At 32.1% G+C, this 22,474-nt stretch carries 31 protein-coding genes; 4 read left to right on the plus strand and 27 right to left on the minus strand.

The window, feature by feature from the left end; translation table 11 throughout:
• Window positions 1-2 precede the first annotated feature (2 nt).
• The 7 genes from CDOMF_RS02400 to CDOMF_RS02430 form a co-directional block, all read right to left on the minus strand.
• Window positions 3-1,244 (minus strand): IS256 family transposase, encoded by a 1,242-nt coding sequence (locus CDOMF_RS02400; RefSeq protein WP_442863516.1) that lies wholly within the window; start codon window positions 1,242-1,244, stop codon window positions 3-5.
• A gap of 155 nt (window positions 1,245-1,399) precedes the next feature.
• Window positions 1,400-3,388: an AAA family ATPase gene (locus CDOMF_RS02405; protein ID WP_260952292.1), complete on the minus strand. Its 1,989-nt coding sequence runs from the start codon at window positions 3,386-3,388 to the stop codon at window positions 1,400-1,402.
• Window positions 3,389-3,463: 75 nt separating this feature from the next.
• Window positions 3,464-4,042 carry a metallophosphoesterase family protein gene (locus CDOMF_RS02410; protein ID WP_260952293.1) on the minus strand — a complete coding sequence of 193 codons (579 nt, stop codon included), beginning with the start codon at window positions 4,040-4,042 and terminating at the stop codon, window positions 3,464-3,466.
• Window position 4,043: 1 nt separating this feature from the next.
• On the minus strand, window positions 4,044-4,499 hold the full coding sequence (locus CDOMF_RS02415; RefSeq protein WP_260952294.1) for a hypothetical protein: 456 nt from the start codon (window positions 4,497-4,499) through the stop codon (window positions 4,044-4,046).
• Window positions 4,500-5,027: 528 nt separating this feature from the next.
• Window positions 5,028-5,459 carry a type II toxin-antitoxin system VapC family toxin gene (locus tag CDOMF_RS02420; protein ID WP_260952295.1) on the minus strand — a complete coding sequence of 144 codons (432 nt, stop codon included), beginning with the start codon at window positions 5,457-5,459 and terminating at the stop codon, window positions 5,028-5,030.
• Window positions 5,456-5,686, minus strand: coding sequence for a hypothetical protein (locus tag CDOMF_RS02425; RefSeq protein WP_170020329.1), 231 nt, complete (start codon window positions 5,684-5,686; stop codon window positions 5,456-5,458). The genes CDOMF_RS02420 and CDOMF_RS02425 overlap by 4 nt, the downstream gene beginning before the upstream one ends.
• 45 nt (window positions 5,687-5,731) lie before the next feature.
• The gene (locus CDOMF_RS02430; RefSeq protein ID WP_260952296.1) at window positions 5,732-6,880 is read right to left on the minus strand and encodes a tyrosine-type recombinase/integrase; all 1,149 of its coding nucleotides are present in this window, start codon (window positions 6,878-6,880) and stop codon (window positions 5,732-5,734) included.
• Between the two features lie 682 nt (window positions 6,881-7,562).
• Here CDOMF_RS02430 and CDOMF_RS02435 point away from each other — a divergent pair.
• Window positions 7,563-7,829: a hypothetical protein gene (locus CDOMF_RS02435; RefSeq protein WP_260952231.1), complete on the plus strand. Its 267-nt coding sequence runs from the start codon at window positions 7,563-7,565 to the stop codon at window positions 7,827-7,829.
• A gap of 220 nt (window positions 7,830-8,049) precedes the next feature.
• Complete coding sequence (locus CDOMF_RS02440; protein ID WP_260952297.1) at window positions 8,050-8,709, plus strand: hypothetical protein; 660 nt, start codon at window positions 8,050-8,052, stop codon at window positions 8,707-8,709.
• A gap of 90 nt (window positions 8,710-8,799) precedes the next feature.
• Here CDOMF_RS02440 and CDOMF_RS02445 read toward each other — a convergent pair whose 3' ends face one another.
• The 19 genes from CDOMF_RS02445 to CDOMF_RS02535 form a co-directional block, all read right to left on the minus strand.
• Window positions 8,800-9,141: a M15 family metallopeptidase gene (locus CDOMF_RS02445; protein ID WP_260952298.1), complete on the minus strand. Its 342-nt coding sequence runs from the start codon at window positions 9,139-9,141 to the stop codon at window positions 8,800-8,802.
• Window positions 9,138-9,380: a hypothetical protein gene (locus CDOMF_RS02450; protein WP_260952299.1), complete on the minus strand. Its 243-nt coding sequence runs from the start codon at window positions 9,378-9,380 to the stop codon at window positions 9,138-9,140. The genes CDOMF_RS02445 and CDOMF_RS02450 overlap by 4 nt, the downstream gene beginning before the upstream one ends.
• 22 nt (window positions 9,381-9,402) lie before the next feature.
• Complete coding sequence (locus CDOMF_RS02455) at window positions 9,403-9,744, minus strand: hypothetical protein (RefSeq protein ID WP_260952300.1); 342 nt, start codon at window positions 9,742-9,744, stop codon at window positions 9,403-9,405.
• A gap of 10 nt (window positions 9,745-9,754) precedes the next feature.
• Window positions 9,755-10,102, minus strand: coding sequence for a hypothetical protein (locus CDOMF_RS02460; protein ID WP_260952301.1), 348 nt, complete (start codon window positions 10,100-10,102; stop codon window positions 9,755-9,757).
• Window positions 10,103-10,456: 354 nt separating this feature from the next.
• The gene (locus CDOMF_RS02465) at window positions 10,457-10,912 is read right to left on the minus strand and encodes a hypothetical protein (protein ID WP_260952302.1); all 456 of its coding nucleotides are present in this window, start codon (window positions 10,910-10,912) and stop codon (window positions 10,457-10,459) included.
• A 48-nt stretch (window positions 10,913-10,960) separates the two neighbouring features.
• Window positions 10,961-11,317, minus strand: coding sequence for a hypothetical protein (locus tag CDOMF_RS02470; protein WP_260952303.1), 357 nt, complete (start codon window positions 11,315-11,317; stop codon window positions 10,961-10,963).
• Entirely contained in the window at window positions 11,317-11,979 is a 663-nt protein-coding gene (locus CDOMF_RS02475; RefSeq protein ID WP_260952304.1) for a hypothetical protein, read from the minus strand. The genes CDOMF_RS02470 and CDOMF_RS02475 overlap by 1 nt, the downstream gene beginning before the upstream one ends.
• Window positions 11,979-12,206, minus strand: a complete 228-nt coding sequence (locus CDOMF_RS02480) for a hypothetical protein (protein WP_260952305.1) — start codon at window positions 12,204-12,206, stop codon at window positions 11,979-11,981. The genes CDOMF_RS02475 and CDOMF_RS02480 overlap by 1 nt, the downstream gene beginning before the upstream one ends.
• Window positions 12,207-12,208: 2 nt before the next feature.
• On the minus strand, window positions 12,209-12,976 hold the full coding sequence (locus CDOMF_RS02485) for a hypothetical protein (RefSeq protein WP_260952306.1): 768 nt from the start codon (window positions 12,974-12,976) through the stop codon (window positions 12,209-12,211).
• Complete coding sequence (locus CDOMF_RS02490; protein ID WP_260952307.1) at window positions 12,966-13,106, minus strand: hypothetical protein; 141 nt, start codon at window positions 13,104-13,106, stop codon at window positions 12,966-12,968. Before CDOMF_RS02490 ends, CDOMF_RS02485 begins: the two co-directional genes overlap by 11 nt.
• A 12-nt stretch (window positions 13,107-13,118) precedes the next feature.
• On the minus strand, window positions 13,119-14,117 hold the full coding sequence (locus CDOMF_RS02495; protein WP_260952308.1) for a hypothetical protein: 999 nt from the start codon (window positions 14,115-14,117) through the stop codon (window positions 13,119-13,121).
• 11 nt (window positions 14,118-14,128) lie between these two features.
• Window positions 14,129-14,530 carry a hypothetical protein gene (locus CDOMF_RS02500; RefSeq protein ID WP_260952309.1) on the minus strand — a complete coding sequence of 134 codons (402 nt, stop codon included), beginning with the start codon at window positions 14,528-14,530 and terminating at the stop codon, window positions 14,129-14,131.
• Between the two features lie 10 nt (window positions 14,531-14,540).
• Window positions 14,541-14,870, minus strand: a complete 330-nt coding sequence (locus CDOMF_RS02505; protein ID WP_260952310.1) for a hypothetical protein — start codon at window positions 14,868-14,870, stop codon at window positions 14,541-14,543.
• A 127-nt stretch (window positions 14,871-14,997) separates the two neighbouring features.
• Entirely contained in the window at window positions 14,998-15,189 is a 192-nt protein-coding gene (locus tag CDOMF_RS02510) for a hypothetical protein (RefSeq protein WP_260952311.1), read from the minus strand.
• Entirely contained in the window at window positions 15,179-16,633 is a 1,455-nt protein-coding gene (locus CDOMF_RS02515) for a hypothetical protein (RefSeq protein ID WP_260952312.1), read from the minus strand. The genes CDOMF_RS02510 and CDOMF_RS02515 overlap by 11 nt, the downstream gene beginning before the upstream one ends.
• 2 nt (window positions 16,634-16,635) lie before the next feature.
• On the minus strand, window positions 16,636-17,022 hold the full coding sequence (locus CDOMF_RS02520) for a YopX family protein (protein WP_260952313.1): 387 nt from the start codon (window positions 17,020-17,022) through the stop codon (window positions 16,636-16,638).
• A gap of 89 nt (window positions 17,023-17,111) precedes the next feature.
• Entirely contained in the window at window positions 17,112-17,552 is a 441-nt protein-coding gene (locus tag CDOMF_RS02525; protein ID WP_260952314.1) for a hypothetical protein, read from the minus strand.
• A gap of 21 nt (window positions 17,553-17,573) precedes the next feature.
• Window positions 17,574-17,771, minus strand: coding sequence for a hypothetical protein (locus tag CDOMF_RS02530; protein ID WP_260952315.1), 198 nt, complete (start codon window positions 17,769-17,771; stop codon window positions 17,574-17,576).
• Between the two features lie 155 nt (window positions 17,772-17,926).
• On the minus strand, window positions 17,927-18,910 hold the full coding sequence (locus tag CDOMF_RS02535; protein WP_260952316.1) for a transposase: 984 nt from the start codon (window positions 18,908-18,910) through the stop codon (window positions 17,927-17,929).
• A gap of 231 nt (window positions 18,911-19,141) precedes the next feature.
• On the opposite strand from CDOMF_RS02535, the gene CDOMF_RS02540 reads away from it, so the two are divergent.
• Together CDOMF_RS02540 and CDOMF_RS02545 are read left to right on the plus strand one after the other, a co-directional pair.
• The gene (locus tag CDOMF_RS02540; RefSeq protein ID WP_260952317.1) at window positions 19,142-19,894 is read left to right on the plus strand and encodes a hypothetical protein; all 753 of its coding nucleotides are present in this window, start codon (window positions 19,142-19,144) and stop codon (window positions 19,892-19,894) included.
• 116 nt (window positions 19,895-20,010) lie between these two features.
• Complete coding sequence (locus CDOMF_RS02545; RefSeq protein WP_442863516.1) at window positions 20,011-21,252, plus strand: IS256 family transposase; 1,242 nt, start codon at window positions 20,011-20,013, stop codon at window positions 21,250-21,252.
• Between the two features lie 108 nt (window positions 21,253-21,360).
• On the opposite strand, the gene CDOMF_RS02550 is transcribed toward CDOMF_RS02545, so the two are convergent.
• On the minus strand, window positions 21,361-22,437 hold the full coding sequence (locus CDOMF_RS02550) for a GGDEF domain-containing protein (protein WP_260952318.1): 1,077 nt from the start codon (window positions 22,435-22,437) through the stop codon (window positions 21,361-21,363).
• Window positions 22,438-22,474: the final 37 nt, after the last annotated feature.

A 22,474-nucleotide genomic window follows, 5' to 3' on the forward strand; every position in this document is an offset into this window, starting at 1 on the left:
TATCAAAAAGAAACCCTTTTGTCAAATAGTATAGCAAATTGATTAACGGCAAGAGGCCAATTCCTTATAGGCATAGTCCACCTTTTACTCGCATTGCGTATCGTAAGATACATCACTTTATATATCGAATCATCATCCGGAAAGCTTGATTTATTGCGAGTGATTTTTCTTAAGCTGAAGTTTAACGATTCAATCGCATTCGTAGTATAAATAGCTTTTCGGATTTCTTCAGGATAATTAAAAAACTCACTTAGCTCATTCCAATTCCTCTGCCAAGCAGCTTTAATCATCGGATACTTCTCATCCCATTTCTTTCCAAAATCTTCAAGAGCTTCGGCTCCGGCCTTTTCATTTATAGCTGAATATACTTCTTTCAAGTCTTTGCATACAGCTTTAAGGTCTTTGTAAGAAACAAATTTGGTAGAGCTTCTAACCATATGAACTATGCAATGCTGTATATGAGTATCCGGAAATACTGCTTTTACCGCTTCAGGAAATCCGGTAAGCCCATCCATGCAGGCTATAAGAATATCTTCAGTCCCTCGGTTCTTTATCTCACTAAGAACTCCCATCCAAAATTTTGCTCCTTCTGTATTAGATAGCCAAAGCCCTAATACCTCTTTTTTGCCTTCCCAATTGATTGCCAAAGCTACATATAAGGCTTTATTGACGTTTTTTCCGTCTTGACGGCAATTAACACGTAAAGCATCTAGAAATAAAATAGGGTATGATTTATCTAGCGGACGGTTTTGCCATTCTCTGACATCCATCATTACTGATTCCGTTACATTCGAAATAAGTTCCGCTGAAACATTTACACCATACACTTCCTGTAAGTGTCGCTGAATGTCACGGCAACTCATACCGTATGAATACATCGAAATAATCTGATCGTTGAACAATGGACTTCGTTTCTCATGCTTAGGAATAATAACAGGCTCGAATGTACTGTTTCTGTCTCGCGGTACATGTATATCAGTAGTACTGTTATCATCCAAAATTACACTCTTCTCAGTATAACCGTTACGGCTGTTACCGGTGTTGTCCCCTGCATTGTCGTGCTTTCTGTAACCAAGATGCTCATCCATTTCGGCTTCCAACACCCGCTCATAGAACCTACTCGTAAGCTGTCTCAAAAGCCCATCACTACCGGTAAGTTCGTCTTTTGTCATCCCATGAAAATCTAGCTTGTCAAGCATCAAATCGATTACATCTTTTTCTTTTTTCTTTCTTTTGGCTGTCATAATATTTCTCCTAGTATATCATTTTTCAGCCATTTACACAATTTATTTTATAGGGTCTTTATTATCGAAAACTACGATATAAGCGAGCTTTTAATTTAGACTTAAAAGTGGATTGTGCTTATAAATTTATTTGTTTACCAACCAACCAGAGCCGGTTAAAACCCGACTCTGTTTGAACTATTTTCTACACCCTTATGCTTTATCTCTTCATTTAGTCTATTTATAAAATCATCAGCATCTTTAATAGGACTAAATTTATTTGATCTTAAAACAGCAGCAAAATCCCCAAGTGTTAATAGAGAAAAACTAAGAAGTCTATCTTTTGTGAATTTTGAAACTTTTAGTCCTAACAACTCACACTCTTTCATAAATAGCTTTTGAGCTTGTTTTGGTTTCAAATAGCCAAACTCTATCTTCATATCAAATCTTCTTATACTAGCCTTATCAAGTCTATCTATAAGGTTTGTAGTAGCTATAAATACTCCTTCAAAGCTTTCCATCTGAGTCAGCATCTCATTTACCTGACTTACCTCCCAGCTTCTAGTAGCTTCATTTCTATCTTGTAAAAACGTATCAACTTCATCAAATACAAGCACGGCTTTTTTCTCTTTAGCCTCTTTAAATGCCTTGGCTATATTCTTTTCGGTTTCACCTACATAAGCATCCATAAGATCGCTTGCTTTTTTGATAATTATCTTTGAGCCTAAGCTTTTAGCTATAAATTTTGCATAAGCACTCTTACCGGTTCCTGCCGGACCATATATACAAAGTCTTGCATTTTTGCTTGACTTTATGCCCTCTGCAAGCTCTTTTAAATTTAAACTAGAATTTATTATGCTTGCATCATAGCTCTTTGGCAGTTCTATCTTCTCTTCTTTATTTTTCTTTTCTTTTTTATCAAATCTATATCCTTGAGCTTTGAGATTATTTTTTATAAGATCTTTAAAGATTTTATCTTTCTCATCACTATTTAAATTTGATACAACCTTTGTTGCATTAGAGATAAGAGCAGGAGCTATAAATTTATTTTTAGATATCTTTTTAAGCACTTTTTCACTTATTTGCCCATTGGTGTATTGTGTTAATATTTCAAGTCTCTTTGCTTTAGGCGGTATCTTAAACTCTATAACCATATCAAATCTTCTGATGTAGGCATCGTCTATTTCATAAATATCGTTGGTTAGCCAGAAGGTTGGGACACAATTGGTTTCAAGGGTGTTATTTAAGAAAGCCTTTGATATTCTTTGTTCATCTTTAAATACATCTTCTACTTCATCAAACATAATAACATCATGCTTGCTGTCTAACACTCTATCGGCAACCAAAAGAGATGCGAAACGTGCCTCTCCTGTATAGTTATCAAGAGAGTATCTATTGGTATATGATATCTCGTAAAGGTTTTTACCTAATGTTGCCGATAGCATTTTTACGAACTCTGTTTTTCCGGTTCCTGGTTTGCCGTAAAGAAGTATGTTTGTGCCTTTATTGCTGCTTAAAATATGAGTTTTTATCATGTTTTCATCTACAGGTATATGTCTAAAATCATCAAATTTCAGTAAAGATAGATCTGATTTAAAAAAACTTGATTTAAATACATCTATAACATTGCTATGACCTACCAGCATATCTGTACTAAAATAGGAGTAGAAAAAATCAAACGCACTTCCTAAATTGATATTTTGCGTAGTGTCTAGTTTTAAAACTCTACTTTGTCTTAGTTTCGAGCTTGGATGAAGAGATTTTTTAATAATATGTGAAGGAATATCAAGTATGGCGCCTAAAATATTGTAAAATGCTATGATATGAACTCTTCCGAGATCATAAAAAACATCTCTTAACGCTTCAAATTCATTTGTTAATATTGCAAATTCCAATATCTTTTTATCTTCATCGCTAAGATTAAGTGTTTTAGATAGAGCCTCCAAATTTTTGTCGAGATTTTTTAAGCCGGTGATTTTTTTCTTTTCAAGGCTTTCAAGCTGCATTTTAAGTCTTTTTTTGGCATTTTCCGTAGTTTCATTTGACTTTAATATACCGTCATGTCTTCTAAGAAAATCATCAGGTATCCCAAATTTTACAATAGCCCTTAAAGACCAAAGCCTGATCTTGTTCTCTATCTCTTTTGGTAGCATTAAATCATCCATAGCCTATCCTTTCTTTTTGTTTTGAAAGGATTTTATCTACTTTTTAAGACAATATGGTGTCTGATTTTAAGGTTTTTATATGTTTATCACTTGATAAAAAGGCTCTAGTGCTCCATCTGAACTTGAATTATAGATTGTGGCTTTATTTAGTGTGTCTATTCTGGAGACCGGATCATGTATATGACCGCAAAGAATTATTTTTACATTCATAAGTCCATGTTTTACTAGACGATAAAGTTCCATATCCCCATAGTCTTTATTGTTCTTAGAGATAGATGTTTTTGTCTTAGACGGAGGCAAATGTGTTACCAATATGTCGCAATCTGCAAATTTTAAAATGTCCTCTTCGAGATATTTAGAACATCCAAATTTAATGCCATTGATATTTTTGATAGTATCATCACTATATATATTTTTTATTTGCTTTAGCCATTCATCTTTTAGACCTATATCATGGTTCCCACTACATACAAAAACAGGTTTTTTAAAACTTGAAAGCCAGTCGGATGTTTTTTCTATCTGAGTGGCTAGCGGAGAATGACCATCCAATAAATCCCCGCTAAAACAAAATATGTCAAATTTATCTTCAAGGGCTGATATATGCTTAAAATATTCTACATTGAAATGTAGATCGCTGGCATGAAAAATTTTCATATCAATCACCAAACTCTTCTTCTATGAACTCTCTTCTCTCTTTATCTGACCTTATCGCATCCTCTAGTCTCATTACCCAAAAAACTGCGTTGTTTGTAATAGCATCTTCAAAAGGATTGCCATACATTTTGCTTAAGGCATTAAATACTTCATCACCTTCATCACAATCTACGCCAATACTCCCTAGATAAGGATATACAAGCATGCCGGGAGATACAAGATCAAACACCTCTGTCAATTTAGTATCAGGAAAATTTTCCTTCATAAAGTGCAAAAACTCTTCTCTTGTTTTTGTATCTATATATTTTTTATCTGTATTATCAAATGGACTGTCGCATTCAATCTCTTTTTTAAATGCACATATGTCGTTATATCTTGTATGAAAAACAATCCAAAATCCAAACTCTTTGCCTCTTTTAATTATAAATTCCTCAACGGTAGGTAGTGCAACAGCCATATTTTATTCCTTATTTAAAATTAAGAAAATTATACATTAAAAAGCAGAAGAAATTATGTCCGGTTTTATTATGATTTATAATATGATCTGTATATTTTGCTGTGACTTGCATAAAGATATTTTAAGATAATGTTAAACAATCTCTAAAAAGGTAATGACTGAAATTATTACTTAAAGAATATTTATAATTTTATCGGTTATTTTGTATGCAATGACCATGCCAGCAAGGGGTCTTAGGGATACTCCCTAACGAGTGATATTTTGTCTGACTTGTCAGACAAAAAGTATCCTCGCCCAGTAAAACAAATATGATTTTAAAAACGATGAAAAATAGAAATTTAGTCGATATAAACTATCATTTGTTTAGCAGGCATACCTTAGATTCAATTAAGAATTATATTATTTATAGTATATAAATTAATACTGAATGCAAAAAGCAATTGCTTGATACAATAATATTGAAACTTAAAGAATAATTAAAATAATAAATGCATATAAATATTTATAGAGTAGGGTATATGAAATTATTTAAGGTTTATAAAACATTATAGAGTTACTATTAAATAAAGGAATATCTAGCTTTGGGAAAGTTGATTTGTCGTTAGTATAGATTCTGTCGCAACCATTTTCTAAGGCACAGAAATACTGTAAAATATCCTCAAAGTCAGATTTTTTAGAAAAATTGCCGGATTTTAAATAGCTCTTGCAGGCTAAATCTATCATTTTAGAACTAAAAGCAACAATTGCAAAGTGCTCATTATTGTTTATAGTGTGAAAGGACTCAACCGCTTCTTTCTTATTAGTGCAATTATATATTACATTTGTCATGATATCTTGACTGATAATCATAAAAATATCTTTTTTATAAAAATCAGAAATAAGTTTTGTTGCTTCTAAATGATCTACGCGTTCAGAGTCAAGGTAAGATATAATGATATTTGTATCTAAAAAGACTTTCATTGCCTTAATGCTCTATTTTTTCTCATATCTTGAACTGTCATATCTTTAAATACACCTTTTTGAGAGCCAGCAAAACTCATGATCTTTTCTAGTCCATTTTTGCCGCTATCTTTTCTGCCAATATCTGATTGTGAAAAGGATGCTAATTTTTCAGAGATAAATTTTGCTAAGTCAATAAGATCAACTCTGTCGCTTGGTATTTCCAAATGAAAAACTTGCATAGCCATATCATCTCCTTTTTGTTTTGATTATATCATAATTTTAAATAAACACTATTTTTTATACAACCTCTTAACCATATCTTTGCCGCTATCTGGCATCAGCTTAGCGTATCTAAGAGTATGGTTTATATCCGAATGATTCATCAATTTCTTTATTGTAAGTATAGGAGTGCCAGCTATTGCAAGATGGGAAGCAAATGTGTGTCTTAACGTATGAATTACTACTCTATTTGCGCTATCTTCCGGGGCAAGCCCATCGTTAAAGAGCTTATTTAAGGAGTGCTGTAGTACGTTTTGAAGAGTGGCGTATGGTTTATTGATAATCGGGTCATTTGGCAATAGCTGAGTATAAATTTTATTAATAAGTCCTAACGCTTCATCACTTAAAAAGCCTGTATATCTTCTATTTTCAGGATTTTTACTTTTAAAGTCCGTTAGATTTACACTCATATTTGAAAGAGATATGTCCTTTTTCTTTATATTTAAAATACCATCCAACCTTGCTCCTGTACATAGTGCAAGCTCTACAAATAGTTCTAATGCGAAATCATTTTTCTTGGCGATTTCTTTACGAAGCAAATCTATCTCTATAAGCTCTAAAAACCTCTCTCTTTTATTATCGGGCTTTTTAATCTCTATATCAAACGGATTAAGATGAGATATGAGTTTTTGTTTTATGGCATAGTTAAAAATAGTCCTAATTATTCCCATAACTGCATTTACTCTGGAATGAGATAGCTTTCTGCCTGTTCTATCTGATACTATCTCTTTTATATCTTTAAAATGATCTTGTAGCATTTCTGAGCTTATGCTGCTTGTAGTCATATTTCCAAATTTACTTTTGTGATATTGCTCATACATGGATATTTGTTCTTTTACATTTTCTATTTTTTCTGGATTTTGTTCAAGCTTATAATCAAAAAACGCCTTTGCTATCTCATCAAATTTTATATCAGTACTCTTTGATTGCTGTTTTTTGGTTATTTTATCGGGTAGTTCACCATTTCTCTTTTTTGTGTCAAATTCTTTCTTTTTGTTATATGCATAAGTGACATTTACGCCTTCTGACTTTGAACCTATTTTTACATCCTTGTCGTTAATTCTTATGTAAAATACCATATCATTATTTTCAGGAATATATATTCTTACCCCAGGATATTTATTTGTATTTGCAAATTTATTATAAGATATAAGTGCCATTTAAGGTTTCTCCTTTTACTTAAAAACTAAGAGGATTTTTCCCCTTTATTTCCCCTCTGTTTTTATAAAAATGCATGATAATTTAGTGTAACTTATAATATGCTTAATGAATAAAAGTGCCTATTTTAAGGCTTTTTATGCTATATTATGACTATCCAGAATAGTTTAGGAAATGGCAATAGACGAATCCATCATCCGGAGCCATTTCCTTATAAAAACCCTTTTAAAACCCCTATTCTACCGATATTTCTTAAGCTTTAAGGTTTCTTGGTTTTGTCAAATTTGTTCCCTATTTGTTCCCGAAAATTTTTAAGATTCTAAATTGTTATATAGTGTTTTAATATTTTCCAGAATGCTATATTTAATTTTTCTGCATATATTTCTTTGGATATACAATTATTTGAGTATTCAATAGTATTTTTTGATATTCGATAATATTCTTGTAGAATAATTTAATTTTTAAAATAGAATGTATTTTATAAAAGGCTTCCCAATACTTCAGCATCCTTCTTGCTTATTAATGCTACTATAGATAATAAAAAAATATTGCACTCTAAAATACACTAATATAATCCAAACTACAACAAAGTATGAAAAATTTTCTCAAAAAGTCTATTTTTTCAAAATAAAAATGCATGATCAGTATAATTAATATAGAAAATAAATTAAAAAGGACTTGAAAATGAATAATTTCTACGATAATCAAGACTATAAACAGCTTCTAGAATGTATAAAGTCTCAATTTGCAGGTAAAGTGATGTTAAATCGAGAGCAGACCTCAAAAATATTGGGCATAGGTCTATCAACTCTTGATCTTAGAATCTCTCAAAACAGAGACATTCCAAGGTATATCAAGATGGGTGATGCAAAAAATTCTCGTATAGCCTTTTCTATAACAGATATAGCTGCTTATATATTTCAAAAAAGAATTAAGATCAGCGGACAGTAGCCCTAGATGAGTCCTATAAAAATAAATGGCTATGAGATTGTAGTATCTGCCCTCTCAGAGAATTTAACTCCGGATAAAGCTATAGAATCTACGGGAACTAGAACAGACTAAACGTATTAAATATTTGCGCAGAAAGTCAGGGTCTAATAAATATTTTATTCAAAATCCATATGGCTCCTTGTTTGATGCTTCCAGTCATAGTTTTCAAAGTAGCGAGATAATGGATATGATCAATAACAAGATAAATTCCTTTAAAAAAGATTATAAGATCCAAACAACAACAGACAAGAATGGTAAAGTTAAGAAAAAGTCATGGCAGAAAAAAATGACTCCTTTTACTGAAATTTTAATCACTTTCGGAACAACTAGGCCAAAGAATTCCAAGGAAGGATTAAACGATCAAGAGGTTAATTTGATAAATAGTCTTGATCTAAGAAGTCAAGCTCAAAGATTTGTTAATGCGTACTGTCTAAAATATGGAGTTGAGTGTATTTCTATAGCCGAACATAATGATGAGAAAGTCAAGCATTATCAAATCTTATTCGAAAATTACGATTATTCAAGACATGCTTGCATAAGACGCAGCAGAAAAGAGATGCAACAGTTTGGCTCATCGCTTCAAGACATGGCTGCTGATGCTTTTAGTCAGATAGCCGTAAGAGGAGTTAAGGGCAGCAAGAGTGTTCATAAAAACCTTAAACAGATGCATCAGGCTGAATTGGAGTTCAAAAGCGAACAAGAATTACACAAGCAAATATCGACTTTTATTAATCAAACCATATCGAAATTTATTACAAAGGATAAACATCTTTTTGGGGATGAGTATTACGAACTCGATCCGAGCGAATATAGCAAGTTAATCGGCTCTTTAAGATTTTAAGATAAATGTCAAGCGTGATTTTGATAATAGAAAAATTACGAGATAGTAAAGTTGCGATTTTATCGTAACTTTGCTTAGATTATTTTTTTTTTATTCTAATCTGCGCTCAAAGTGTGGAGTGTCTATAAAGTTTTTGAAATTACCGCCCCACTTATTATTTTTTGATAGCTGCTCCCAATAGTCGCCAATAAATTGTAATTCATTTTTAGACTGAATCCAAGAGCCATTAAAAAATATATGTAAATCTATAGCACATCTTTTTAAATGCAATGAATCAAGAGTTTTTGTTTTACCAGATTTTAAATATATTTCTTGTTGCTCTTTGGTTCTCTCAGCTTCGCCAATTCTTACGTTAAAGCCGTTATTGTGAATAAAGTTTAATAGTAGTGTTAAATCTTTACTAAATAATTCTTGATTTTGACCTAAAGTCATTTCATAAACCTTGAAAAAGATTTAGTATAAAAATGATAGATTTTATCTATCTTGTTATTTATGCTTTCAATCTCTTTTGTATTATGCTCTTGATAACTTTTAAAAGACTCTTCCAAGAGTTCAAAACGTTTGTTAAAGCTGTTGAGCCTTTGAGAAATTATCCAATTTATAGCAGTAAAGAAAAGAGCCACAATAGTTATAAGTGGCTCTAAATAAGTTAAAATATCTAAAGAACGCATTTTAACTTTTACGTTTTATTTGTTAAGCTATGTCGATTTCAGAAATATTTATAACAAATACTTCATCAAACTTAACGTTGTTAAATGTTACATCTTGTAAAGCGGTTCTGATTTCACTCTCCTTAAGCCCTGCCTTACCGTAAAAGGTAATTGTGTGCTTACGACCTGCCGCACTCTTGCCTGTAACTGTTACTCTTAATACTTTTGCTTCTACCTCATTACCTTGTGTAGCTTCAACTTCATAAACGCTATAAGTTCCTTCTAGGTGATTATCGCAAAAAGTCTTAGCTGTTGCACCGTCCGCAGGAAGCGCAAAGCCAAAAGTTCGCCCTGCTAATTGATTTCTTATTAATGATTTAGCCATTTCTTACCCCTTATTTGTCAAATTTTAGTGTAACGTATTCGCACTTGATAGCTTCAGTATAAGAGCTATCAAATTTACCCTTAATATCTGCCACCATTTCTGGATATTCAGAAGCTGTTTTAACGTGAGGTAATGTAAACATTGTAGACATTCTGCCGTTAGCATCTCTATCGCCTACGACAAAAACCTTTTTATTTAAAGGGTTTGGAATAGCATTTATAGCAACGCCACCATCGCCAACGCTTTTATATTTCTCAACCTTACCAGCCATTATATCGGCTAATTTTTGTTTGTCGCCATCACTGCCGACAACATCAACGCTTAAAGGTCTTAACCCTTGAATTGTTTGTTTTAACATTTTCTTTACTCCTTGAGTTTTGTATTATGTTGTATATATACACTTGAAATTGTAGGTTAAAGCGTTCAAAGTTGCAAAACTACTTTATAGAACGCCGACAGCTTCGACTTTTTAGAGTTATGGATTACAACTTTATAAGCAATCAAACTTAATAAAATCTCTCATTTTTTCCTATTGTGGAGAATACCGCGCCTAAACTGGTGCTTCGCTGACGGCTTAAAAAGCTTTACTGCGCGCAGAGCGCTTGAAAGCTTTTTGATCGCCCTAAGCTCCGCACAAAGTTAAGGCGCAACAGCCCACAACTAGGAAAAGAATGAGAGATAATGAGCTTTTTAGGGAGAGGGAAATTAATTATTAAAAACAAGAAGGACGCATATTTTTACCGAATAAAAGGTTCTCTATAAATTCGCCATAACCATCATAAATTTTAATATCAAATCTTACATTAGAGTAAAAGGAAGCTTTAAAAACAGGATTATTACAAAAAAGCCTTAAAATCCCTCGCTTAAATTCAGCATAATTATCCTTATCTATCTTAAAAACAGGATTTAAAATATTCTTTTTTCTTGAATAACTAAGAGAGAAAGAACCAGAAAAGAGATTACCAGAACAAGAAGAAGAATAGGAAGTATAAGAACTAAAATATTTATATTTAACAAGAGAAAATTCATCACTATCGAGATACTTGCAAAGAAAACTAGTAACATCCTGAGAAGACATAGTAGAAAATTTAGATTTAAAATAACCAAATTCTGAATCTGAACCGAACAAAAAAATAGAAAATAAAAAGAAAAATATAATTTTATTCATAATTAATAATTATAAACAAAAAAAAATAAAATAAAACTTAATAAAAAATCATTCCATAAACAAAGAACAAGATACTTCATCAATTTTCATTCCGCCAACTTCCAAATGTGTTTTAATAAGATTAGATAGTTTTGACTCGGTCATAGTCTTTTTAACATTGTGTAACAATACTTGCTTACTCCTACGATTACCATTTTTACAAAAAGCCTTATATTGCTTATAATAAGTAAAATCATCGATAGGCGGTGTCGTTTCTTCATCTTCAAAATGAACCTCATAAATATATTTAATTTTAGCAGTTGAAGCCGCAGCTAAAAAAGCTTGCAAGCTTGATAAGCTTTTAGCCTCAAGCGTTGAAGTTATTACGCGGTTTCCTTGCTGTTGAGTTACTTTATAGATAGGCATTATTTTGGCTCCTTTTCAATCATAAATTGACCTTTATTAGCAAGATTAGTATAAGAAGTAAAGTTACTCAAACAACCCCTCTTAAAAAAATCAGTAAAAAAACGATATAACCAAGCACGAAGGGCAACTAAAAATTCATCATAAGTATAACTAACAGCATAGTTATTAATATTATACCCATCATCGGAATAATAAAAATAATCAGGAGAAAACAAAGAATCAAATCTATTCATTAAGACATCAAGAACTTCAGAAATTTTATCAGAAGTAAAGTCAGACCAAGAAAACTGCAAACGGTCATAAACCCCATCAGGATAAGCATTAAAATGCTTGCCAACATTAACCCCCAAATATTCAGGCTTCAAAAAATCGATAATAATATAATCATAAGGAGAAAGGGGAAAAGGAATATCAATAAGATTATTCATATCACCAATATAACGATGAAAAACACAAGTTATATAAATATAATCAGAATGCCAATAAGGAGAAGTAGGAGTAGCTAACTTATCAATAGTAGCGCCGATAGGATAAATAAATCTTTTATAAAGAATATTATTAAAATAACATTCGTCCTGATGAACATAAGCATTTCGACCTAAAAGAAAATTGGGAACATAAATATAATCAGGCTTACAACAATGACACAACAAAGAAACCATTATTCAACTTTACCTAAAATACCTACACAAAGAAGTTTTAAAAGACGATTAGTTTCCTTAAGTTGTATTTGATTTTCAGAAACTTTAAGGGATATTTCATCTAAAACGGCTTTATTATCGGCAGGATTATTTTCAAGAATTTTATCACCAATAATCTTTAGATTTGAACTAATAGTATTTAAAACCTCCATTTCCTGATTAAAAGCATTTACACAATCTAAAGCCATAATTAACCCCCTATCTTTTTATCTTTACCATTTAAATAACCTAAACCATTAAGCATTGTCATAAATTGCTCAGATAGCCCAGTTATATTACCCGAATCATCTTTTACATACATGAACTCAGCTATTTTATTTAATGATTCAATATCAACTTCAGCACTTCCGCCAGTAATTCTGCGTATTATCTCTTTATCGGCAGCGGTAAATTTAGATGTTAAAATTTTAAAAAGTAGTGTTTGGTTAAAGCTGTCGGCTTTAGCTTTTGCATAAGCTAATTGCTGGTCTTTGGAGTGCATTAAATGTTCGTGCTGCTGAAGAGATACATTAGCTCGATGATAATATTGATTTGCGTTTTGTTGAGCATTAAAAGCGGCATTAGCACCATTAACCACAGCATTTGAAAAATTTGCTTTAGCTTCAGTAGAAATACCAAGCACATTAGCAAGCATTCCAACCTTAACACCTTTCTTAAACTTATTCAAAAGCCCCTTGGCCTTATTCATCATATTACCTAAAATGGCACCAAGTAAAGTAATTACAACCGCTAAAATTTTGCCTATAACCGCCTCTTGTTTTTGAATATAAATCATTAAAGCGGAACTAAACATAATCGTAATACCGCTGTTAATAGCCTCTTTAAGTATTCCATCGTCCATTCCGTTTGCCTTAAGACGTTGTAAAACCTCATTATAAGCAACGTTATAGGTTAAATCCTCAAACATTTCATCAATGCCGAGTTTTAATATACGTGTAGCGTTATTATCATTTGCCATTATTTAGCCTTTGCTCTTGAACGAAATCCATATCAATTTGACCAGGAAGTTTAAAAAAATAATTAAACGCAAGAACAGCGATAACAATAAAAACAATAGAAAGAATTAAATTAAAAATTTCTTTTGTCATAAAAAAACTCCTTTATTTCATAAATTCTCTATCAATTTCACCAGGAAGCGGAAATTTAAATAACTCTGTTATATCAGGCAAATTACCGAACAAATCATCTATATCGCTACCATCAAGCTCGAAATTATTCGTATCCGTAGCCGTTTTAGCTTGCGTGATATTCTTAACCGTTTGTGCGTCCCTAGGACTTAAATTTGCTACATCTTGGCCGTCAAGGTCTTTAATCGTTTGCGGCTTTTTCTCGTAGTCGTGTCGGTCTTTTTCGATGTCTAATAGCCCCTTACCATTTTCAGAAATTTTAGCCAAATCCTCCTTAACAGTAGCTAGTTTGTCTAAGCTACCCTTTAAAGAGTTAACAGAGGCTGAAATATCGCCTTTTTCATTACTTCGAGCAATAGACGCAGACCCCTTAGCAACCTCTTTAGCAAGATTATCAAGAGAACGCTTAAAAGACCGCTCAAGAGAATCCAAACCACGAGAAATTTTATTTAATTCCGTAGTCTGTCCGACCTTAGAAGTAAGATTTTTTAAAATCTCGTTTTGTTTAGAAATTTCACCAATAAGACCACCGCCGGAGCTCGAACCATTATTAGGCGGCGAGGAAGGTGGTGGCGGCGTATCAGTCTGCGGTTTCTCAGGATTTTCTAGTTTAGGCTTATCAGCATTATTTGCCTCTTTGAACGCAGGAGTTGAACCAATACCAGATGATGTACGAATTTCGCCAAAAGCGCGCTTACTATTAGAAGCATTACCACCCCTATTAATGATAGTTATAGTAGCGTCAACACCACCTATACCGCCCATTTCAACATTAGAATTAATAGGGTCTCCATTTTCATCGACATATTGAATATCACCACTTAAACTTACTCCAGTTTCTTTATTCTCAAAAACGCCATCATCATTTAAATAAAAATCCCCTTCGTGCTTTTTATCAGGCGTAAGACCATCAGCTACGACATTACCGTCTTTATCAAACATACGCCACGAATAAAAATTCTCAACAGCCATATAACACCCCCTTAAGGAACAACATCACCACTATTTTCACCACTATTATTTTCACCACCACCAGACGGAGCAGAATTAGGTTTTTGCATAACATATACAGCAGGCAAAACATAAAGTGGCTGACGACCATCTGCACCGCTATGCTTTGAATTTAAAGCAGATTTATCAGCGTCACTATGAGGAACAAGACCGTAAAAAATACCAAAATCACTTTTTGAAATTTGCGCCATCAAACTAAAAGCAACACGAAATTCACTCTTATCAATAGTGCAGATAACGTGCTGTCCATCAAAATAAGAACCACAATCACCATTTAAACTAATAGCGGTAAAATTAAAACCAAAATCAGAAGTACTGCTATTAGTACAACCACCATTATCACCGTTTTCGTCATCAGGAAGAACTACTGGCATTTTTTACTCCTTATGAAATTACTTTATAAAACTTATCAAGCGACTTATCTATAACTTTTAGGTTATCACTTAATAACTCAAGTTGTTTATAGTCTATCGGTTGACCCTCTTTAGCACGATTAGCAATATCGTTTAAAGCTTCACTAGTCGCTGTTAAGCCTAACACAACAGTTTCAGCGTCTTTATCGTCTATTTTTGAAATTTCATCTAAAACTTCACTTGCTAGAACAATCGGAACACTTGCCTTAGGCAAAAAAATAGAAGCCAAAGCCCCTAAACCTTTAACAATAGGATTTACTTTATCGGTAAAATCCGCTAACTTTTCTTTGTTAATTGACATTTTTACTATAAATTTAATACATTTTCTTTAATTGCGAAGAGATACCTATTACCTCTAACAAGATAATAACCAAAGCTATCGGCAACTTTTGAAAGATTAATTTGATAACTTTGTAATCTGTATTCATTCATAACCCTATCAATAGCCAAGAACCTTTTTTTATATGGCGACCACTTGAAAGATAAAAAACATTATCAGCCCTTTTAAAAAAAGCTTCTTTAATTTTAGGATTATTAAAATCAACGCAAATTTTATAATCACCGTTTTTAAAAAAATCCTCGAGAACCTGAATTAAAATACCATTTAAATTAATATTCATTATCTAGCCTTTGAGATTTTAAAATTGTTAAAGCGTCTATAATAGGCTTTTTATAATCATCGTTTTGAATATTTTTAAGAGCAATAATAAACTGGTCTAAAGCAAAATAAACCAAACTAGAATAAGGATTTATAATATCTAAGCCATTATCATTAATAACTTTTTCGTTATCGTTAAAAGAGCCTGCAAGCTTACTAAGTCCGTATTCGTGAAGATTAAGCCCTTGCTTATCTAAATCTTTTTTAACTTCATCAAGGACAAGTAAAAAATTGTTATGTTCATAACCAAGATTTGTATAAACAGCAGATATAAAAGCTTTAAGAGCCTTTTTAGCTTTTTTTAAATCCCTTGACTTAATAAAGTCGTGTTTGCTTAGATGTTTAAATTTTAAGTTATCCCAATTAGCAAGATAATCCCAAAATTTAAAGCGGTTGTTATCGTCCTCCGCACGCTGATAAATTTTACGAACACTACCCGCAAGTATTGTATTAGAGCTTATACGCTCCCTTTCATCGTCCGTTAAATCATACCATTTACAAATTTTAAGACCGTCAAGCCAAAAAGAGCCAAGATTATTAAATACAAAACTTACCTCGTCAATGGTATTTAGAGGAATAAGCCTTTTAAGCATTAATCTGCCAAATTCTACCTCGTGGCGGAATACGCATATATCCCTTTCGATGTTAAATCCGTTAAGCTCCCACTTTGTAAAAATTAAGTTTGAGATGTTTTGATTTTGTATCTGTTTGATTTTGTCATAGACTCTAAACATATGAGGACTTTTACCAAAGCTCATACCCTCAAAGCGATTAAAACGCATAAAGTTATTAACGTTTATATCGCTTATGGATATTAGCCCTTTTACTTGCTCATCATCACTTAATAAATCATCATCGCTCTTACTTGAAAGAACAGTATCGGAATAGCTACTTACCTTTTTAAGAGAACGGAAATTAAAAAAGTCGCTAGGAGTATATTTAATGCCTGTAACATCAGAACATAAATCAAGGCGTAAAATTTTGATAGTGTATTTATCATCGAATATACTTGATAAAAAGCTTTTTACTTGCTCCATACAAAAGATATGACCGTATTTAAGCAGATAAACGGAGCGGAATTGTAATTTTATATGATAGATTCCTTTTGTATCAAAATCAGTATCGGAAACCGAAAAGAAAACATCATCATTTTTTACAAATCCAAAGTAATTAGCCATACCCTTTGAGCTTATAAAAAAATCGCCGTGATTTAAGCCTAATGACGACTTCACAACCTTATCGCCAAAAGCCTTAATATTTTGCGCTGATTCTTTAGCTAATCGAATCTTATTAACAAAACTCTTAAATTTAGTTTCAAAAATATCTTTATCACTGCAAAGAACACCTATAACTAAGGTGTCTATTCCTTGATGAAGTATTTTAAGATTTTGCAAGTTGTAATTCATTGTTAAGCCTTATTTAACAGCTCGGAGTTTTCGTAGATGTTGCCGATAATCTCAAAATCCCGCAGTAGCATTTGATTTAACCCGTAGCCGCCCGTGCCGTCATCCATAAGATAGGCGGCTAACACACCATCAAAAACAATAGAGTAGGTTTTAATGTCTCCTGTCTTTTTAATAATATCCCCCTCGTAAATTTCAACTCCGTTTTTGTCCCTTAAAAATGTACATTGCATGAGCTCAATATCTGTAAAACGTCTTAAATGAACATAAGAACGACTATTAGCAGACGTTGAATGAAATAAATCAGCTGTAAGGTCTGAAAAATCAATTCTAACAACTTTTCTAATTCTTTTTAACTTTTTATCCCACGCTCTAAATTTAATCTCTCTCATTCTCTTATCCTTTTAAGCTTAATTTCAGTGTTTGTCCCGCCTATACCACCTGATAGGCAGGGCGTCAGCAAAGCAAAACGCCCATAAAATCAAGCTTTTAAGCCCTCGAACTTTAACATAGCGGTTACAAACAGTTCAATAGCTGGAACAAACTTATCAAATACAATTACAGGAGTGGAATTATAATTATCCTTATATAATCTGTATTCTATCTTGCCATTAGCAATATAAATTTCGCCCTCTTGTAGCTCTAAAAATTGCTGTTGTGTAATTCTAGTTGTATGCTCCCCGCCTGTATTCATAGCAACGTAGGTTAAAGCATAACTATCTTCCCATTTTTGAATCTCGCCAAAATCATCGATTATCGGATTACCGTCTTTATCTGTTTTGGCTTTGCCCTCAATTTTTTTAGTTTTAATAACCTTTATTCTTTGCTCGAACAAATCGTTAGATTGATTAAGAGCGTTATAAATTTCTCTTGCTCTTTGCTCTTGCTCTGGTGTTGTAAGCGGTTGATTTTGCTTAGCCATTTCTTACTCCTTGAAATAAAATTAATTTTTAGTATCTTGATTTACTAATCGAAATTCTGTATTTTCAAAACCAAATTGAACGGTAGATATAGGACGATTACCGTTATAGCCTGATATAAAAGCGACTTCCTCTGTTTGATAATCAATCCTTGTTACATCTACAAATTTAAAGCCATATTGCTCTTTAGTCTTATCACTTCGGACTTGTAATTTAAGCATTTTTTTGAACCTCACTTTTTAAAGATTTTAATAAATATCTGTTTTGAATTAAACGTGATAAATTACCTCTATCAACTCCGCTATCTCTTAATATATCCTCTCTTGATATTCGATTATTACGAACTGAAAGAAGCTTATAAACGCTATATAAAATCTTAATTTGCTCCGAGCTTATTAATACTTTTGCCATTTATAAAACACTCATCGAAAGGAAATAAAGATTTTAAATACCTGACTATTGCACACATCACGGCAACAATAGCAACTTTTTTACTTTTGCCTTTATTTATTAGGGTTTCGTATTTTTGCTTGAATTTATCGTTAAAACGTATAGATACAATAGCAACTAAGAATAAAACACGTCTTATACTTGAGCTACCTTTTTTATTAATACACTTAGATTTTTTAACCGATATTCCGCTTTCATAAATGCGAGGAGATAAACCAAGAAACGATATAAATTGCTTTGCGGTTTTATCTCGGTTAAAGTGTAGATTCGGAAATAAAGATATCGCCAAATCCACACCGAAGCCCTTATTAGCTTTTATAATTTCATCGCAATTTGGAACAAAAGATTTTAAAATCTCATAAGCCATTAATTTAAGTTTCTTCTGTAATTGCATTACTTGATTAGTAAGAGTTGTGATGATTTCATTTAATTGATTATCGCTCACAAGATTTTGAGATTTTTTAAAGTTTTTTAGTTGTGTTTGGATTTTAACGAGAAGAGATATAGCAGAATTATAACTCTTTATTAAATTATACTCTTTATTATAAGTTGTAGGATTTAACTCAGATGAAAATATCCTACAATAAAGAGCCAAGCCGTAAGAATCTGCTATATCTGTTTTTTTAGAGTTTAAATGCTTTAAGAAATAACTTGTTTTTTCAGGATTTAAAAGAGAATATTTAATACCCAAGTCGTTTAAGACTCTTTGCAATATAATATGATAGTTATTTGTATATTCTAAAACTACCGTAATATTATCAGAAGTAAAAGATTTAAAATAAGCTTCAATAACGTTATAATCGTTAGGAAGTGAAATAAATTTAGGTTTTTTAGATTCGTCCGAAGTTAAAAAACAAAAATCAACCTTATCTTTAGAAACGTCAGCACCTACAAAAAAATCTTTTTTCATAATCGCCCCCTTTAATAAAAATTAGGTATAATCTTTTCTTGTATTCAGTGTTAATACACTAAGATTTTTAATCAGACTTTATACCTATAAAGCCCCTAAAATCTTTAACACAGTGTTCAACACTTAGAAAACAAGCAGGGGCTTTATAATTTTAAAAAACTAAAATTAATAACCACTCATACCGAGATTTCAGGTTATTATTTTTAACAATGGAATCATACAAGAAAACAAGTGTTCCAAATTTTCCAAGGTAGAATCTATATTGTTTCAGAAACCGAGTTAAAAGAGCAGATAAATGAATTAACTGCCCAACTTTTAAAAAATAGTGAAATACTTCAAGAAAAAAAAGATTTGTTAGAAATTAATGACAAGCTAAAAACTACAAACAATCAACTCGCTCAAGAAAATTCAAATTTACTGAATCAAGATAGTTTAATTAATGAGCAAAAACAAAAAATAGAAAAATTAGAGAGCATAATAAAAACAAACGAGGAAGAATTTGGTAGTACAGATGAGATTAGGGAAAAATTCAAACAAATAGACGTTTTAACAAAAGAAAAGAATGAAATAGAGGGTGAAGGAGCTGCGACTAGACTTAGATTAAAATTCTTAAATAGTGAAGTAGAACAGAAAGATGAGAAAATAGTAAAACTTCAAGAGAAAATAAAGCCACTCGAGGAAAAAGCGATACAAGCAGATAACTTAGAGCGTGAGCTTGTAGTCTACAAGGATAGAAATTTAGAACTTTCTAAGCAAAACAAGAAATTAGAAAATGAGAAAAAAGATTTGAATCAAATTATTGTCTCTCAAAGTAAAGAAATAAGTGCTCTAAGGTATTTTAAAACCAAAATAATCAATTTCTTTTCAAGCATCATAAAAAAGATACCTATTGTAAAAGACTATTTGCAAAATGAATTGCCAGAAGTAGTGAGTGAGGTTCATACAAAGATGACGACAAATAGTCAATATGAAATTAGTTTATAAGATTAAATAACAAAAAACAAAACGACTATTGGCAGTAGAAAATTATAGAAAGAAAATTTGGCCCTATAAAATAAATTGTGTAAATGGCTGAAAAATGATATACTAGGAGAAATATTATGACAGCCAAAAGAAAGAAAAAAGAAAAAGATGTAATCGATTTGATGCTTGACAAGCTAGATTTTCATGGGATGACAAAAGACGAACTTACCGGTAGTGATGGGCTTTTGAGACAGCTTACGAGTAGGTTCTATGAGCGGGTGTTGGAAGCCGAAATGGATGAGCATCTTGGTTACAGAAAGCACGACAATGCAGGGGACAACACCGGTAACAGCCGTAACGGTTATACTGAGAAGAGTGTAATTTTGGATGATAACAGTACTACTGATATACATGTACCGCGAGACAGAAACAGTACATTCGAGCCTGTTATTATTCCTAAGCATGAGAAACGAAGTCCATTGTTCAACGATCAGATTATTTCGATGTATTCATACGGTATGAGTTGCCGTGACATTCAGCGACACTTACAGGAAGTGTATGGTGTAAATGTTTCAGCGGAACTTATTTCGAATGTAACGGAATCAGTAATGATGGATGTCAGAGAATGGCAAAACCGTCCGCTAGATAAATCATACCCTATTTTATTTCTAGATGCTTTACGTGTTAATTGCCGTCAAGACGGAAAAAACGTCAATAAAGCCTTATATGTAGCTTTGGCAATCAATTGGGAAGGCAAAAAAGAGGTATTAGGGCTTTGGCTATCTAATACAGAAGGAGCAAAATTTTGGATGGGAGTTCTTAGTGAGATAAAGAACCGAGGGACTGAAGATATTCTTATAGCCTGCATGGATGGGCTTACCGGATTTCCTGAAGCGGTAAAAGCAGTATTTCCGGATACTCATATACAGCATTGCATAGTTCATATGGTTAGAAGCTCTACCAAATTTGTTTCTTACAAAGACCTTAAAGCTGTATGCAAAGACTTGAAAGAAGTATATTCAGCTATAAATGAAAAGGCCGGAGCCGAAGCTCTTGAAGATTTTGGAAAGAAATGGGATGAGAAGTATCCGATGATTAAAGCTGCTTGGCAGAGGAATTGGAATGAGCTAAGTGAGTTTTTTAATTATCCTGAAGAAATCCGAAAAGCTATTTATACTACGAATGCGATTGAATCGTTAAACTTCAGCTTAAGAAAAATCACTCGCAATAAATCAAGCTTTCCGGATGATGATTCGATATATAAAGTGATGTATCTTACGATACGCAATGCGAGTAAAAGGTGGACTATGCCTATAAGGAATTGGCCTCTTGCCGTTAATCAATTTGCTATACTATTTGACAAAAGGGTTTCTTTTTGATAAATTAAAAGAAAGCATTTACACAGTTTTTTGGACAAGGTCGTAGTTTTTGTACAAACGAAGAAGATTCTAAGCAAAACAATATAGTTGCTATTATTAAAGTATTAATTATTTTATTACAACTTGATTTCTTCCGTTTTTCTTGCCTATGTACATTTGTTTATCGGCTGCATGGATCATATTTGATATATTGCTAAAATTAGCAGAGCAAACACCACCAAAAGTAATAGTTACAGAAAATTTTATATCATTATATTCTATAACTTTCTCTTCCACTTTTTTTCGAATACGATTTAAAATTTTTTCGACTTTATTTTTATTTAGTTTCTCACCAACTCTATCACTTTGAAGAAGGATCAAAAATTCTTCTCCTCCCCAGCGAGAAACTATATCGTTGCTTCTGCATTCATTTTTTAATATTGCAGAAATTTCAGCTAAAGCTACATCTCCGCATTTGTGCCCATAAGTATCATTTACGACTTTAAAATGATCAATATCTCCAAAAATCAAGTAAAAATTACCACTGTCCTTTTTAAGCGACATATCTATCTTGTTTAAAATGTCATTCATTTGACGTCTGGTTATAAGTCCAGTCAGTTCGTCTATGTTGGCAATATTTTCCATCTCATGAATTTCTTTTTGCAGGAAAATTACTTCCATCGCCTTTGAAATTTGAAGTACTCGTTCTATAAAAAATATAAGCATAAATGCGACAATTATATTAAATCTTGTTAGAAAATCATCGATTGAATTTATTTGAAATATTGAAATTTTTAGATTAGTTGAAAAATATAGATATATGTATATTATTGATTGAATAATTCCTAAAGCATAAAATATACCGCGTTTTTTAAATGGAACTGTTATAGAAAGAAAGATAAATGGAACAAACCATGCTTGAAAGCCTGCGGACCAGCCAAGGTTTATAGTAGCAATTGTTAAAAATATAGTCGCTTCTGTGCAGCAAGCGAGCAGGGCTATCTTCTGATGTTTGTGTAAAAATTTTAAAGCCCCGCCAAAAACAGCTATGCTTATTATATTATAAAACATCATTAGTTTGTTTCCGCTATATATAAAAATAAACTCAAATGTTGCATGTATAACAAAACCTGCAAGAATTAACCAGAAATAAAATGAAGCTTTTATATATTGTGATAAATCTTTAATTTCACTGTAACTTTTCACTAAATAGTTCCAAAAATAAATTTAAACTTCTTTTATT

It is taken from the genome of Campylobacter sp. RM16187 (assembly GCF_025319965.1).
In the GTDB taxonomy this organism is placed as follows: Bacteria; Campylobacterota; Campylobacteria; order Campylobacterales; family Campylobacteraceae; genus Campylobacter_A.